At 60.0% G+C, this 14,836-nt stretch carries 12 protein-coding genes; 4 read left to right on the top strand and 8 right to left on the bottom strand.

Annotation, left to right across the window (positions count from 1 at the left end):
- The first annotated feature begins 190 nt into the window (after positions 1-190).
- From ACIQYF_RS01730 to asd, 3 genes are read left to right on the top strand one after another with little or no spacing between them, the layout of a single operon-like run.
- Complete coding sequence (locus tag ACIQYF_RS01730) at positions 191-1,720, top strand: HDOD domain-containing protein (protein WP_402856184.1); 1,530 nt, start codon at positions 191-193, stop codon at positions 1,718-1,720.
- A 43-nt stretch (positions 1,721-1,763) separates the two neighbouring features.
- Positions 1,764-2,591, top strand: coding sequence for a rhodanese-like domain-containing protein (locus tag ACIQYF_RS01725; protein WP_402855930.1), 828 nt, complete (start codon positions 1,764-1,766; stop codon positions 2,589-2,591).
- A gap of 9 nt (positions 2,592-2,600) precedes the next feature.
- Positions 2,601-3,452: an archaetidylserine decarboxylase gene (asd, locus tag ACIQYF_RS01720; RefSeq protein ID WP_402855927.1), complete on the top strand. Its 852-nt coding sequence runs from the start codon at positions 2,601-2,603 to the stop codon at positions 3,450-3,452.
- A gap of 104 nt (positions 3,453-3,556) precedes the next feature.
- Here asd and serB read toward each other — a convergent pair whose 3' ends face one another.
- Positions 3,557-4,771 (bottom strand): phosphoserine phosphatase SerB, encoded by a 1,215-nt coding sequence (gene serB, locus ACIQYF_RS01715; protein ID WP_402855924.1) that lies wholly within the window; start codon positions 4,769-4,771, stop codon positions 3,557-3,559.
- Positions 4,772-4,903: 132 nt separating this feature from the next.
- On the opposite strand from serB, the gene ACIQYF_RS01710 reads away from it, so the two are divergent.
- Positions 4,904-6,442 carry an AhpA/YtjB family protein gene (locus ACIQYF_RS01710; RefSeq protein WP_402855921.1) on the top strand — a complete coding sequence of 513 codons (1,539 nt, stop codon included), beginning with the start codon at positions 4,904-4,906 and terminating at the stop codon, positions 6,440-6,442.
- 185 nt (positions 6,443-6,627) lie between these two features.
- On the opposite strand, the gene ACIQYF_RS01705 is transcribed toward ACIQYF_RS01710, so the two are convergent.
- The 7 genes from ACIQYF_RS01705 to cpdA all read right to left on the bottom strand — a co-directional run bounded on the left by ACIQYF_RS01705 (position 6,628) and on the right by cpdA (position 14,767).
- Positions 6,628-7,332, bottom strand: a complete 705-nt coding sequence (locus ACIQYF_RS01705; protein WP_402855918.1) for a membrane integrity-associated transporter subunit PqiC — start codon at positions 7,330-7,332, stop codon at positions 6,628-6,630.
- A 179-nt stretch (positions 7,333-7,511) separates the two neighbouring features.
- Positions 7,512-9,776 (bottom strand): DNA topoisomerase IV subunit A, encoded by a 2,265-nt coding sequence (parC, locus tag ACIQYF_RS01700; RefSeq protein WP_402855915.1) that lies wholly within the window; start codon positions 9,774-9,776, stop codon positions 7,512-7,514.
- Between the two features lie 11 nt (positions 9,777-9,787).
- Entirely contained in the window at positions 9,788-10,309 is a 522-nt protein-coding gene (locus ACIQYF_RS01695; protein ID WP_402855912.1) for a TIGR02281 family clan AA aspartic protease, read from the bottom strand.
- A complete protein-coding gene (locus ACIQYF_RS01690) occupies positions 10,306-11,286 on the bottom strand; it encodes an esterase-like activity of phytase family protein (RefSeq protein ID WP_402855909.1) in 981 nt (326 codons plus the stop codon). The genes ACIQYF_RS01695 and ACIQYF_RS01690 overlap by 4 nt, the downstream gene beginning before the upstream one ends.
- A complete protein-coding gene (gene parE, locus ACIQYF_RS01685; RefSeq protein WP_402855906.1) occupies positions 11,286-13,190 on the bottom strand; it encodes a DNA topoisomerase IV subunit B in 1,905 nt (634 codons plus the stop codon). Before parE ends, ACIQYF_RS01690 begins: the two co-directional genes overlap by 1 nt.
- A gap of 52 nt (positions 13,191-13,242) precedes the next feature.
- The gene (locus ACIQYF_RS01680) at positions 13,243-13,851 is read right to left on the bottom strand and encodes a YqiA/YcfP family alpha/beta fold hydrolase (protein ID WP_402855903.1); all 609 of its coding nucleotides are present in this window, start codon (positions 13,849-13,851) and stop codon (positions 13,243-13,245) included.
- 100 nt (positions 13,852-13,951) lie between these two features.
- Positions 13,952-14,767, bottom strand: a complete 816-nt coding sequence (cpdA, locus tag ACIQYF_RS01675; RefSeq protein WP_402856181.1) for a 3',5'-cyclic-AMP phosphodiesterase — start codon at positions 14,765-14,767, stop codon at positions 13,952-13,954.
- Between the last annotated feature and the right edge of the window lie 69 nt (positions 14,768-14,836).

Raw genomic sequence — 14,836 nt, 5'->3', positions numbered from 1 at the left:
ATTTGTGCGCCAGACTATAGTCGTTGAAGCAGAAAAACCATGTTCTGCATCGCCCACCGCACATCTTTTGCGCAAGAAAACCCAAGAAATTGCAGACGCTGTCAAGAACAGCAACATCAACAACTTGTGCGATGAATGGGGCGGTGCAATATTCATTTCCACTTACATTGATGATGACCGCGCGCCCATCATGACCACTGAAAAGACTGAACAGCCTTGCACCCTGGATGCGTGGGTTACTCACCTCGACGCGGTTGCCTTGCCGATCCCGCAGCAAAGCCATGCGCGGGTGTGCAAAACCATCAGCGACAGTCGCCGCTCGTTGCGCGAAATTGCCGAAGTCATGCAAGACAGTCCGGCACTCGCCCTCAACCTGATCCGTGAAGCCAATCAACACGCGAAAAGCAGCCTCAGTGAACCCGCCGAAAGTCTTGAGGTGGCCATTAATCGCCTGGGTTTAAAGCGCACCCAAGAGCTGCTTGAACAGATGCCCGTGCTGCCCACCGAAGAAATCCCAGTCGCGTTGCGACAAGTTCAGCTCATCAGCCAGCATGCCGCGCAGCAAGGCATCGGCCTGTTTGGCAATCGTCTCGCGCGGTTGTGGCAAGAAGTGTACTGGGGCAGTTTGTTGTTCTTCTCGCCGCTGTGGCCGATGGCCGTGAGCTACCCCAAACAACTCGAAGAATGGGAAGCGCGGGTGGTTCAAAAGGGTGAGTGCGCCCGCACGGTTGAACACGCCCTGTTTGGGGTGCGCCTGTTTGAAATCTGCCGTGCCCTGGCCCAGTTGTGGCGGCTGCCCGACTGGGTGATGCAGGGTTACGCGGTGATCACGGATGACAAGCGCACGCTGATCAAGGTGCTGCACATCGCCCGCGACATCCATCAACCGCTGCTCCAGCAGCAGCATCTGGATGCCGAGCCGGCACTGCGCCGCTGGCTGAATCACCCCGCTAACAGTCTATTGCTGGCCAACGGCCTGGCGCTGTCGGCCCAACAGGGCTGGGACTCGCCGCACAATCTGCGCTGGCAGTACCTGAGCAGCCTGTATCTGCAGTTGCCACTGCATGAAGTGCAGCAACAGGTGCACCAGAATGCCGCGAGCAGCGCCCGCTATCACTCGATGCCCGAGCTCTGGCACCCGGCACTGGGGCTGCTCATGCCTTGGGACACGCGGCGCGCAAACACCCACGGCCAGCCTGCCCCACCGCCTTCGGCGCAAGCACTGCAAGCGTGGCGCAAGTTCTGCGGCCAACTCCTCGAAGAACCGAGTGCCTTTGCCAACCCCATGCACCTCACCCTTTGCGCACGTGAAGCACTACAGGCGTGCGGCATGCGTAGGATTATCCTGCTGATGGCCGATAAGACGTCGAGCGTCCTGCGTGCGTTTCAACTCTTGGGCGTGCCAAAAACAGCGTTCGACATGACCTTGAATGTCAGCGACAGTACGGCCTTGCAACGCTTGATGGCGCAACCGGCGCAAGTACGCCTGACGCCCGAAAACAACGCCGTGATTTCTGCGGCTTTGCCCGACAGCCTGCGCAGCCTGTTCCCCGGCGAGCACCTGCTGATACGCTCGCTGAGCAATAACGGGCGCGTGGTGATGCTGGTGCTGGCCGACCAGGACGGCGGGCCGTTTTCGCAAACCAGCGTGCAAGCGTTTGGTAAAACCGCGCAATGCATCGAGAAAGCGCTAAACACCTTTACTACCCGCGGGCGCTAACGCTTGCGCTACAATTCGCCCCTTTTTTTGCTCTGGAGAACACATGCCTGACTTCTCTGGCTTGCCGTTAGTCATTGAACCCCGCGAGCTGCACGCGCGGCTCGATGCACCCAACCTGATCGTGGTCGGCCTGACCAGCGTTGAGTGCTACAAAGCCGGGCATATTGCGGGTGCTCATTTTGTCGACCCCAAGCGCACGCAACTGGGGCAGACGCCAGCGCCGGGATTGCTGCCGACCCAGGCCGCGCTTGAAGCGCTGTTTGGCGAGTTGGGGCACAACCCCAACGCGGTATACGTGGTGTATGACGACGAAGGCGGCGGCTGGGCCGGGCGTTTTATCTGGTTACTGGATGTGATCGGGCACCGTGCTTATCACTATCTGGACGGCGGTATTTGCGCCTGGACTGGCGAGGGCTATGACGTCACGCAAGACGTACCGCCTGCTGCTCGCGGCCGGGTTGTGCTGACCTTGCACGATGAACCCACCGCGACCCGCGAGTACCTGCAAAGCCGTCTCGGCGCCGCCGATCTGGCGATCTGGGATGCGCGTAGCGCGGCCGAATACCGCGGCGAAAAAGTGCTGGCGGCCAAGGGCGGACACGTCCCCGGCGCCACGAATTTTGAATGGACTGCAGGCATGGATAAAAACCGCAACCTGCGCATTCGCACCGACATGGCCCAAGTCCTCAAGGACCTTGGGATCACGCCGGACAAAGAAGTGATTACCCACTGCCAGACTCACCACCGCTCTGGCTTTACTTATCTGGTCGCCAAAGCGCTCGGTTATCCGCGCGTGAAAGGCTATGCCGGTTCTTGGGGCGAATGGGGCAACCACCCCGACACGCCCGTTGAACTGCCCGAAAAACACTAAGGATTTTGCATGAATAAGCGTTTGTTTCTTCTGAGTCAGTACCTGTTGCCGCATCACCTGCTGTCGCGTCTGGCCGGCTGTATTGCTGAATGCCGCGTGCGCTGGTTTAAAAATGCGTTCACCACCTGGTTCGCCAAGCGTTACCAAGTGGACATGTCTCAGGCGCTGGTTGAGGACGTGACCGCGTACGAGCACTTCAACGCCTTTTTCACCCGCGCCTTGAAAGACGGCGCTCGCCCGCTGGACCAAACCCCGGGGGCAATCCTGAGCCCGGCCGATGGCGCAATCAGCCAATTGGGCCCGATTGAACACGGTCGTGTGTTCCAGGCCAAAGGCCACAGCTACAGCGTGCTGGAACTGGTGGGCGGTGATGCCGCCGTGGCTTCGCAGTTCATGGGCGGCGAATTCGCCACCATTTATCTGTCGCCCAAGGACTACCACCGCGTGCACATGCCACTGGCGGGTACCCTGCGCGAAATGATCTATGTACCGGGCCGTCTGTTCTCGGTTAACCAGACCACCGCCGAAAACGTGCCGGAGCTGTTTGCACGCAACGAACGTGCGGTGTGTATTTTTGATACCGAACGCGGCCCGATGGCCGTGGTCCTGGTTGGCGCCATGATCGTGGCATCGATTGAGACGGTGTTTGCCGGCCTGGTCACCCCACCCAAGCGCGAGCTGAAAACCTTCCGTTACGACGAAGCGGCCCGTGCGCCGATCCATTTGGACAAAGGGGCCGAGTTGGGTCGATTCAAACTGGGTTCGACGGCCATCGTGTTGTTTGGCCCAGAACACGTGAAATGGGCCGAAGGCCTGAGCGCCGGCTCGCCGGTAATGATGGGCCAGAAGATCGGTGAATAACCTGTAGTCGCTGCCGCAGGCTGCGATGGGTCGTGAAGCGTCCCCGCTAAAAGCGAAGGGCTTGAGCCCTTATCGCAGCCTTCGGCAGCGACTACACGTTCTGTTTAGCCCTGACTGTTGCGGTCGCGCTGGCCCAGCAGGTACAGCACACCGTCCAGACCCAAGGTTGTGATCGCATGCTTAGCCGACTTTTTAACCAGCGGCTTGGCGCGGAACGCCACACCCAAACCGGCAATGGCCAGCATCGGCAAATCATTGGCACCGTCACCGACCGCAATGGTCTGCTCCAGAATCAAACCTTCCTTGTGTGCCAGCTCAGTCAACAAGTCTGCCTTGCGTTGTGCATCAACAATCGGCTCAACCGCCACGCCTGTCACTTTGCCATCCACCACTTCCAACTCGTTGGCGAAGACATAGTCGATACCCAGCTTGGCCTGCAATTGCTTGGCGAAGTAAGTAAAGCCGCCTGACAAGATCGCGGTTTTGTAGCCCAGGCGCTTGAGCTCGGCAAACAACACCTCGGCCCCCTCGGTCAGTCGCAACGACGCACCGATGGAGTCCAGCACGCCCACGTCCAGACCTTTAAGCAGCGCCAGACGCTCTTTGAAGCTGGCCTTGAAGTCCAGTTCACCGGCCATCGAACGCTCGGTGATGGCCGACACTTGATCGCCCACGCCGGCGGCCTTGGCCAGTTCGTCGATCACTTCGGCTTCGATCAGCGTGGAGTCCATGTCGAACACCGCCAGACGGCGATTGCGACGGAACAGGGTGTCTTCCTGCAAGGCGATGTCGACCTGGAGTTCTTGCGCCAGGTTAAAGAACGCTGCGCGCAGGGCGTCGATGTCGGCCATTTCGCCGACGACACGCAGCTCAATGCAGCTTTTGCTCAACTGGGTGGGCGCATCCAGCGGTACACGGCCTGACAGGCGATCGGTTTGCTCAATGTTCAGCCCGTGCTGGCTGATTACCGAGGTCACGCGCTGCAACTCAAGGGCGGTCACCTGACGGCTCATCAACGTCACGACGTGGCGCTTCTGGCTTTGCTCGCTGACCCAACGCTGATAGTGATCTTCGGTAATCGGGTCAAAACGCAGTTGCAGCCCCTCATGAGCGATCAGCGGCTGGAGGTCTTTAAGCACTGCGGACACTTGCTCGGCTTCGGGAATATCCACCAGGAAACCCAGCGACAAAACGCCATGGATGACGGCCTGACCGATGTCGAGAATATTCACACCATTGCTGGCCAGCACGCCGGTGATGGCCGCAGTGAGACCCGGACGGTCTTCACCGGTGATGTTTATCAGGACGATTTCGCGCAAGGCACACCCCCATTCGCTAAAAAAAACGCATTCTACCCACTTTCAGTGACCATCGGGCATCGCCAAGGCTTTGCCGCCTCTGGGCTGCTCGCTATACTGCGCACCAACTTAACGGACTAAGAGCCGCGCTCAGTGAACCGGCCATCGCCTGTAAAAACCGATAACTTCTTCTTGCTGATCTTCCGGGCCCTTCGCGATAGACGCGTTCCGATTGCTCTGCGTATTGCCAGCCACAACGTGATTCTGGTCGCGTTGGCGTTGGTCATTTACGCCGTGGTGATGGGCTTGCAATTCAAACAGGCCATGCACGAGCAAGCCGATGCGCTGGGTCAGAGCCTGACCACACAAACAGCCACGTCTGCGACCGAGTTGCTGGTGTCCAATGACATCCTCAGCCTCAACGTGCTGCTCAACAACCTGACCAAAAACCCGCTGGTGGCGCACGCTGCCATTTTTAGCGTCGATAACCGCATCCTCGCCGAAGCCGGCCAACGCCCAAAAAGCAGCCTGCTGGGCGAAACCGAAGGCGTGTATCAGACCAAAATTACCTTTCAGGATGTAACGGCCGGGCACTTGCGCATCAGCCTGGACATGCACCAGTTCGAGCAGCCGATGACCATCAGCTTGCAGAGCATGGGCATTTTGAGCGCTATTTTACTGGCGCTGGCGCTGGCACTGAGCTTGCGTTTGGGCAGGAACATTACGACGCCTTTATTGCAGTTGCGTGTCTGGCTGCGTGAGCCCGACCCGTACACCCCGGCCATCAATCGCCAGGATGAGATCGGTGATCTGGCCCGTCAGCTGCACACCCGCCTGGCCCCACCGGCCCCTGAGCCGGAGCCCGAGCCAGAACCGGAATACGACACCGAAGAAGAAGCCGAAGAAGACGAACCGGCCTTCGAAGTGCGCAACCTGCGTGATCCAGGCTTTGATGAAGCTCCCGCCGTGCCAACTCCCAAAGCGGCACCGCGCCAAGTGATCAGCACCGAAGAAGACGAGAACGACGACGAAGACCCGTTCGCTGATTTGCGCGACTCCACCACAACAGCCGTCGCGCCTGCTGCGCAGGTCAAAGCACAACCGGTCAAGCCTGCTGCGCCGCAACCGAGTGCTGTACTGGCCGTGCAACTGGGCGCACAAGAGCAACTGCGTCGCTTGCCACGCGCCCGTTTGATGGAACTGCTGGAGCGTTATCGCGACTGCCTGAACCAGGCGGCGTCGCTGTACCAAAGCGAGCTGCACACCTTGAACGATGGCAGCACGCTGATGTTGTTCCATAGCGAAGACAGCGGCGACGACTACCTGACCAACGCTATTTGCTGCGGCGAGTTGTTGCGAGCCTTGGGCCACGCCTTGCAGATCGAAGTCGCGGACAGCGGCATCACCTTGCAACTTCAATTGGGCCTGGTGCTGGGTGAAGGGCTCAGCGGTATAAGCCAGATCGACCTGCTGCTGACTGAAACGGCACAAGACGCCCTGGCGCTGTCGCAACACAGCCGCAACCTGCTGCTGGTGGAGCGCAAAATCAGCGACGACGCGTTGATCCGTCAACGCGCCCGCATTCGCCCGATTGCCAGCCCCGAAGGTGCCTGCTGCGTTGAGCGGTTGATGGAGCCCTACCCATCCATGCTCGAACGCCAACTGGCGCGGATGCATGAGAATCGCGGGTAAACCCTGGCTGGCGACCGCTCATGAGGCTGCGATGGGTTGCGAAGCGACCCTGAACGGCGACGGCCCTGTGGCCCGCATCGCAGCCTCGTACCTCGTCAGCGGCTACAAGTGACAGCAATCTGTAGCGTTTGATCTGCAAAAAAAATCCCGCACATGTGCGGGATTTTTTGTGTCTGGCAGCCGCCTCAGAAGCGGAACACTTCCATGTCTGTGCGAATTGGTGCAGCCATCGGAATCTTAGGCTTGTTTACTTCTTGTTTGGGCGCAGGTCGGGTTTGCGGCTTAGGCAGCTCAATCAGTGGCGGCTGATTGGCCAGCGGCTTGAGGGCCGTCGCCAATTGCTCGCTCAGTTGCTGCAACAGTTCGCCCTGGGCTTTGACCTGCGAAGCCGTGCTGCCGTCGTGCTGCTGTTGCAGGTGCACCATGCGGTTGTCACGCACTTGGCCGCGGCGGTCAAGCAAGCGCCATTGCGCATCCAGTGTCGCAGGCTGGTCTTTACCCGAGTCCAGCCGCGTGATCGACAACAGCACTTGCACGTCCGGAGCAAAGCCGGCTGTCGCAGGTGCTAATACCACGCGCTGACTGTCCAGACGCCACGCCAACTGGCGGACCAATAACTGGTCGATGTCTGACGACAAGCTGCCCGCCCAACGCCCATCGGTGGCCGCGCTCAGGCTGCCATCGGATTGACGCTGCAGCAGGGTTTCACGTTGCAGGTAATCAGCCACGATCACCGGGCCAAGTACCACCGCCATGCCAGCACTTTGCTTGGGCTGGCCGGGGTTGCCGCTGTCCAGTTGGTACAGGGACGCTGGCTGGTGCACGCTGCACCCCGCCAGGCCAAGCACACCGGCCAGCAACGCAATTAAAGGAAGGCGCAGAACGTTCATCATTCCATCCAGGTGGCCGCCGCAAGGCACGCCACAGTGTGATTCTCGAAAAATTCGTTGGGCACATCGCCATTAGCGGTGCCGAAAGTGCGCCATATCATCCGCGAATATCAAGCATGACTCCAGCGCTGCAACGCCGATCTGCGCGAAAAAACGCAGATCGGGTGCACTAATCACACTTAATTAGGCGTTTCTACCAACAACGCGTCCACGCGCTGGAAACCGCGCGGCAACTTGTTACCTCGCCGTCCTCGCTCACCTTTGTAATGCTCCAGATCGTCAGCCTTGAGCGACAAAGTGCGCTTGCCCGCCTGCAACACCAATGTGGCGTTATCCGCCAGCACGGCGATGTCGGTCACGTACTCTTCGCGGCTGGCAACGCGCTCACCGGGGATACCGATGATCTTGTTGCCTTTGCCTTTGCCCAACTGCGGCAGGTCGCTGACTTTGAAGATCAACAAGCGACCTTCGGTGGTCACGGCGGCCAACCAGTTGTGTTCGCGATCCGCCACAGGGCGCGGCAGCATGACTTGCGCGCCTTTTGGCAGGCTCAGCAACGCTTTACCGGCTTTGTTTTTGGCTTGCAGGTCTTCACCTTTCACCACAAAACCGTATCCGGCATCGGAGGCGATCACGTACAGCGCATCGTCATCGGGCAGCAACACGCATTCAAACGTGGCACCCGGCGGCGGTGTCAGTCGGCCGGTCAACGGTTCGCCCTGCCCACGGGCTGACGGCAAGGTGTGTGCTGCCACCGAGTAGCTGCGCCCGGTGGAGTCAATAAACACGGCAAATTGGTTGGAACGCCCGGTAGCCGCGGTTTTGTATCCGTCGCCCGCTTTATAGGACAAACCGGTCGCGTCCAGGTCGTGGCCTTTGCCGCAACGTACCCAGCCTTTTTCAGACAACACGACGGTGACCGGCTCAGTCGGCACCAGCTCGTTTTCCGACAAGGCCTTGGCTTCGGCACGGGACACAATCGGTGAACGACGATCATCGCCGTAGGTTTCAGCGTCTGCCAGCAGTTCAGTGCGCACCAGCTTCTTGAGCTTGGCTTCACTACCCAGCAAGGTTTGCAGCTTGGCTTGTTCTTTACGCAGCGCATCTTGCTCGTCGCGCAGTTTCATCTCTTCAAGGCGGGCCAATTGGCGCAAGCGCGTGTCGAGGATGTAGTCAGCCTGGGTTTCGGTCAGGGCAAAACGGGCAATCAGTTCGGCCTTGGGGTGCTCCTCGGTCCGAATGATGTGGATCACTTCGTCGAGGTTCAGGTAAGCGGTGAGCAAACCGTCCAACAGGTGCAGGCGACGCTCGACTTTATCGAGGCGGAACTGCAAGCGCCGACGCACGGTTCTGACCCGGAACTCCAGCCATTCAACCAGCAAGGTGCGCAGGTTTTTCAGCTGTGGCTTGCCGTCCAGGCCGATGATGTTGATGTTGACCCGGAAGGTCGACTCAAGCTCGGTCACGGCGAACAAGTGCTGCATCAGTTCGTCGAGATCAACCTTGTTGTTACGCGGAATGATCACGATGCGGCACGGGTTTTCGTGGTCGGACTCGTCACGCAGGTCAGTGACCATCGCCAGCTTGGTGGGCTTGGCCTGCATCAGCGCGGCGATTTGCTCCAGCACCTTGGCACCCGACACCTGGTGCGGCAGCGCAGTGACAACGATGTCGCCGTCTTCAACGTGGTACACAGCGCGCATGCGCACCGAGCCGCGACCGGTCTGGTAGATCTTCAGCAGATCAGCGCGCGGGGTGATGATTTCAGCTTCGGTCGGGTAGTCCGGGCCCTGAATGTGCTCGCACAGTTGCTCAACCGTGGCTTTTGGCTCATCGAGCAAACGCACGCACGCACTCGCGACTTCACGCAGGTTGTGCGGCGGCACGTCAGTGGCCATGCCCACGGCGATGCCGGTGGTGCCATTGAGCAGGATGTTCGGCAAACGTGCGGGCAACACTGCAGGTTCGTCGAGGGTGCCGTCAAAGTTCGGCACCCAGTCCGCCGTGCCTTGGCCCAGTTCGCTGAGCAGCACTTCGGAATAGCGCGACAAACGCGCTTCGGTGTAGCGCATGGCGGCGAAGGATTTGGGATCATCCGGCGCCCCCCAGTTGCCTTGCCCGTCGACCAGCGTGTAGCGATAGCTGAACGGCTGCGCCATCAGCACCATGGCTTCGTAGCAGGCCGAGTCGCCGTGCGGGTGGAACTTGCCGAGTACGTCACCGACGGTACGCGCCGATTTCTTGTGCTTGGAGTCTGCGTCCAGGCCCAACTCGCTCATGGCGTAAATAATACGCCGCTGTACCGGCTTGAGGCCGTCGCCGATATGCGGCAAGGCCCGATCCATGATCACGTACATGGAGTAGTTGAGGTAGGCCTGTTCTGTGAAGTCGGCCAGTGACCGGCGTTCTACGCCGTCCAGGCTGAGATCAAGGGAGTCGCTCATGCGGACCTCATTCAGTTCGTTGTCTGGCGCAACAGCATGGTGCCGCCGCGCTGGGTAAATTCAAGTTTGTTCAAAGCGCTCATGCCCAGCAGCACTTGTTCGCCTTCAAGGCCGGGAGCCGCCACCGCACGCACGTTGCGCAGCACGATGGCGCCCAGTTGCAGGCGGTCGATCTGGGTCCGATAACCCTGCACCCGCCCATTGGCAGTACTAAGCGTCACGGGGGCACCTTTGGGCAGCGCCAGTTGCCTGGCCAGCTCCTGCGGGACCGCCACATCGGTGGCCCCGGTATCCAGTAAAAATTCCACCGGCACGTTGTTGATGCGGCCGCTGGCGACAAAGTGGCCCTGCACGTTGCCCTGCAAAGTCACCTCGACATAGCCCTCGCCTTGTTGCGAGGTCACGTCGGTGTTGGGGTTTTCCTGGCGCTGCTCCCAGCGCCCGAAAAACTGGGTCGCCAGGTATAAACCGGCGCACCAGGCCACGATCATAAAGACCCGCCCCACCCCTTTGCCCGGCGGTTGCTGGCTCATGACTTGGCGCTCCAGCCACCTTGCGGGGCAGCAAAACGCCAGACGATGGGGCGCTTCTCACCATCGGCGCGCACGTGGTTGCCATTGTCGACGCCGATCCAGGCGCCTTTGGCATCCAGGCTCAAGGCCTCGGCGTTGCCATAAGGGCTTTTGTACAGGCGCGCCGCCGTCAATGCTTCGCTGGCAAACGACCAGCAGCGCTCGATTTCGCCGGTGTCCAGGGTGCGACGGCAAATGCGATAAGCCATGCGCTCAAGGGTGAACAACTTGCCCTCGAACAGCGCCAGATCAGAGAAGTCTTTGTGTTGCGCCTTGCCCTTGAGCTGAGGCGGTGGCTGTTCAAAGCCGCCTTCGCTCATCAATACGCAGCCGTTTTCACAGTCCCATACGCTCTGTTTTTTGCGAATGCTCAGCAAACCTCTGCGCTCGCGCTCGGCCGCCAGCCAAATCTGATTGCCCTGCGGGTTGACCGCAATGCCTTCGAACAGCGCATTAAAGTGCAGCAACATGCCGCTGGCACGCGCTTGGCGCACCAGCGCCGGGTCGATTTTAAGCCACGAAGGTTCGCCAATCGGTGGGACGAACAGCACCGCCGCGTGCGCCTCACTGACCACGTAACGATTGCCGGCGTCATCACAGGTGATGCCTTCGAAGTCCAGGTCACCACCGCGCAACGGGCTGATGGCTTTACCCATCATGCGTACGCCCCATGGCAAACCACTTTCTGGCACGGGCGGCACGTCGATGGGCAGCGCCTCGGCGTGCCATTGGGCGTAACGGGTATCCAGTTGGTAAATCTGATCATCGTCGCGATCAGACACGGCCCACGCCTCGCCCTGGCACATCGCCAACCCGGACAGGTTACCGCCGCGCATGCCTTCTACCGGATGCTCGGATTGCAACGCCAGTTCAGGCCAGTCCTGCGCCATGACCGGGGCCGCACTCACACACAACAGCGCCAGCAAGGCACTGCGCATCAGGCCAGCACCTGCGCCAGATCGCCTTTGGATTCCAGCCAGGACTTGCGATCGCCTGCGCGTTTTTTCGCCAGCAACATGTCCATCATTTCCGAGGTTGCGGCGTAGTCTTCCAGCGTGAGCTGCACCAGACGTCGGGTATTGGGGTCCATGGTGGTTTCACGCAACTGCGGTGGGTTCATTTCACCCAGACCTTTGAATCGCGTGACCTGTGGCTTGCCGCGTTTTTTCTCGGCCACCAGACGGTCCAGAATGCCGTCACGCTCGGCTTCGTCGAGGGCGTAGAAAATCTCTTTGCCCAAGTCGATCCGGTACAGCGGCGGCATGGCCACGTACACGTGCCCGGCATCTACCAGCGGACGGAAATGCTGCACGAACAGCGCACAGAGCAAGGTCGCAATGTGCAGGCCGTCGGAGTCGGCGTCGGCGAGGATGCAGATTTTGCCGTAGCGCAGTTGGCTGATGTCAGCCGCGCCCGGATCAACACCAATGGCCACGGCGATGTTGTGCACCTCTTGGCTGGCCAGGACTTCACTGCCGTCGACTTCCCAGGTATTGAGGATCTTGCCGCGCAAGGGCAGGATCGCCTGAAACTCTTTGTCCCTTGCTTGCTTGGCCGAACCGCCAGCGGAGTCACCTTCGACCAGAAACAGTTCGGAACGCATCGGGTCCTGCCCGGCGCAATCGGCCAATTTACCGGGCAAGGCCGGACCTTGGGTGATGCGCTTGCGCTCGACCTTTTTGCTGGCCTTGAGACGACGACCGGCGTTATTGATCGCCAGCTCCGCCAACTGCATGCCCAACTCGGGGTTAGCGTTGAGCCACAGGCTGAACGCATCCTTGACCACACCCGAAACGAAGGCCGCCGCTTCACGGGACGACAAACGCTCTTTGGTCTGGCCGGAGAATTGCGGCTCCTGCATTTTCATCGACAGCACGAACGCAATGCGCTCCCACACGTCTTCCGGCGCCAGCTTCACACCACGCGGCAGCAAGCTGCGAAATTCGCAGAACTCGCGCATGGCATCGAGCAACCCCTGACGCAAGCCGTTAACGTGGGTACCGCCCTGCGCGGTCGGGATCAGGTTGACGTAGCTTTCCTGCACGCTGTCGCCGCCTTCGGGCAGCCACAGCAGCGCCCAATCGACGGCCTCTTTATTACCGGCCAGGCTGCCGCAGAACGGCTCGTCGGGCAGGCGTTCGAATTCGCTGACGGCGTCGACCAGATACGAGCGCAGACCGTCTTCGTAATGCCATTCGACTTTCTCGCCGGTGCCTTTGTCTTCAAAGCTGACCAGCAAGCCAGGGCACAGAACGGCCTTGGCCTTGAGCACGTGCTTGAGGCGGCTGACCGAGAACTTGGGCGAATCGAAGTATTTGGGGTCCGGCGCAAAGTACACGCTGGTTCCGGTGTTGCGCTTGCCGACTGTGCCGATGACTTCAAGGTCGGTGGCTTTGTAGCCATCGGCGAAGGTCATCTGGTATTCGTTGCCGTCACGCTTGACCTTGACCCGCACCTGGGTCGACAAGGCATTTACCACCGAGATCCCCACGCCGTGCAGGCCGCCGGAGAACTGGTAGTTCTTGTTCGAAAACTTGCCACCCGCGTGGAGCTTGGTCAGGATCAGCTCGACGCCTGACACGCCTTCTTCGGGGTGAATGTCGACCGGCATGCCGCGCCCGTCATCGCTGACTTCCAGCGAGTGGTCGGCGTGCAGGATGACCTGCACCGATTTGGCGTGACCGGCCAGGGCTTCGTCGACGCTGTTGTCGATGACTTCCTGGGCCAGGTGGTTTGGCCGACTGGTGTCGGTGTACATGCCGGGGCGTTTGCGCACCGGGTCGAGGCCCGAGAGGACTTCGATGGCGTCTGCGTTATAAGAGCTAGCGCTGGGAGTGGCCATAGGGTCTCGTCGTTAGTCGTAAATGAAAAATAAGGACCATTCGACAGGCGCCTTAAAGGGCCGCAAAGTCGATGGTTTGATACTGATGTGCCGCTATCCCGGCGAAACTCAACAGCGCGGGCAGTTGCTGGGCAAAACCCTGGTAACTGTGGTCGCCACCCCCCTGAATGCGCAAGGCACAGGCTGCGTAGTACTTTTCGGCATGGCGGTAGTCCAGCGTTTCGTCGCCTGTCTGCAACCACACCTGATAACGCTGCGGGTCTTGAGGCGCCTGCACTTCAAGTTCGGCCAGGGCTGCCACGTGATCGTGGGTCAGCTCCCAGGTTTCACCGCTGTACAGGTTGGTTTGCGTGCCCAGGTAGCCGTCGAACATGCGATGCGGGCTGACGGCCGGGTTGACCAGCAAGGCCTTGAGCCCATGCTGTTCGGCCAGATAGGTCGCATAGTAGCCGCCGAGCGAGCTGCCGACCAGCAATGGGCTGCCCAGCTCGCTGATTGCCGCCTGCAATTGGACCAGCGCTTCACGCGGATGATGATGCAAGGCCGGAACCCGCAACTGATCGCTCAGCCCCATGCGTTGCATCACGGAGGTGAGCTGCGTGGCCTTCTTCGACTCGGGAGCACTGTTGAAACCATGGATATACAAGATGGAACCCGACATGCAATCACTCCCGAGCACGATTTAAGCTGAACGCAGTATCAATAAAGACGCGCAGTTTAGGGCAATAACCCGTCTCAAGATATTTCCAAGTCACCCACACTCAGTAATTGTTAGCGCTGTAATCGGGTTCAAATGCAAAGTTATCCACACGCGAGACCCCTGTCTCCAAAGTGCCATCAGGCTGCAGGCGCAACCAGCGATAGCCGGGCGCCTCGCCACTGACATCGAAGTCCCGGCTGGCAGGCGTGAACTGGATACACGTAGACGGTGATGCCAGCAGCCGCACGTTGTTGCGCTGTTGGTCGAAGGGTTGGTGAATATGCCCCCAGAGCACCGCCCTCACCTGTGGAAAACGGTCCAGAACGGCCCAAAAAGCGCTGGCATTAAGCAGGCCAATCGGCTCGATCCACTCACAGCCCACCGACACGGGGTGGTGATGCAGGGTGATCAGGTGATGGCGATCAGGGGCTTCGCTCAACGAACGCGCCAGCAGTTGCAGCTGATTGTCTTCCAGGTAGCCGTGGCTTTTTTGCTCCACGTTGGAGTGCAGCAACGTAATGCGCCAATTGCCGATGTCCACCACCGGCTCCAGCAAGCGGCTTTGCACGGCGGCTTCGAGCATCGGCGGCAGAGCGTCGTGATTGCCGGGGATCCAGCGTGCATGGGCCGAGAGCGGCTCGGTCAATTGCCGAAAACGCTGGTACGCCGCCACGCTGGCGTCCTGGGCCAAATCACCGGTGCCCAACAACAGATCAACCTGGGGCTGCTCGGCGCGCACCCGTTCAATCACGCTTTGCAGGCTTTTTGCGGTGTTGAGCCCCAGCAGCGAACCGTCTGCGTCGGCAAACAAATGGCTGTCGGTCAGTTGTACCAGCAGCACCGGGTCTTCGGTGGTCAGCGTGGAGACATTGGGCAAGGCACTCTCCCAGGCGGGGGTCATTATCGATTTCTCACATGGGAGCTGCCGCAGGCTGCGATCTTTTAA

Origin of the sequence: Pseudomonas sp. NPDC096917 (assembly GCF_044762555.1) — a bacterium.
In the GTDB taxonomy this organism is placed as follows: Bacteria; Pseudomonadota; Gammaproteobacteria; order Pseudomonadales; family Pseudomonadaceae; genus Aquipseudomonas.
Note: the sequence above shows the minus strand (reverse complement) of the source record. Positions and strands in the feature narration are given on the sequence as shown.

Bases quoted from the DNA above. Each gene is read 5' to 3' on its own strand.
- parE (WP_402855906.1), bottom strand. From the start codon at position 13,190: ATGGCCACTCCCAGCGCTAGCTCTTATAACGCAGACGCCATCGAAGTC.
- ACIQYF_RS01725 (WP_402855930.1), top strand. From the start codon at position 1,764: ATGCCTGACTTCTCTGGCTTGCCGTTAGTCATTGAACCCCGCGAGCTG.
- ACIQYF_RS01730 (WP_402856184.1), top strand. From the start codon at position 191: ATGACCACTGAAAAGACTGAACAGCCTTGCACCCTGGATGCGTGGGTT.
- asd (WP_402855927.1), top strand. From the start codon at position 2,601: ATGAATAAGCGTTTGTTTCTTCTGAGTCAGTACCTGTTGCCGCATCAC.
- ACIQYF_RS01680 (WP_402855903.1), bottom strand. From the start codon at position 13,851: ATGTCGGGTTCCATCTTGTATATCCATGGTTTCAACAGTGCTCCCGAG.
- parC (WP_402855915.1), bottom strand. From the start codon at position 9,776: ATGAGCGACTCCCTTGATCTCAGCCTGGACGGCGTAGAACGCCGGTCA.
- ACIQYF_RS01695 (WP_402855912.1), bottom strand. From the start codon at position 10,309: ATGAGCCAGCAACCGCCGGGCAAAGGGGTGGGGCGGGTCTTTATGATC.
- ACIQYF_RS01705 (WP_402855918.1), bottom strand. From the start codon at position 7,332: ATGAACGTTCTGCGCCTTCCTTTAATTGCGTTGCTGGCCGGTGTGCTT.
- ACIQYF_RS01690 (WP_402855909.1), bottom strand. From the start codon at position 11,286: ATGCGCAGTGCCTTGCTGGCGCTGTTGTGTGTGAGTGCGGCCCCGGTC.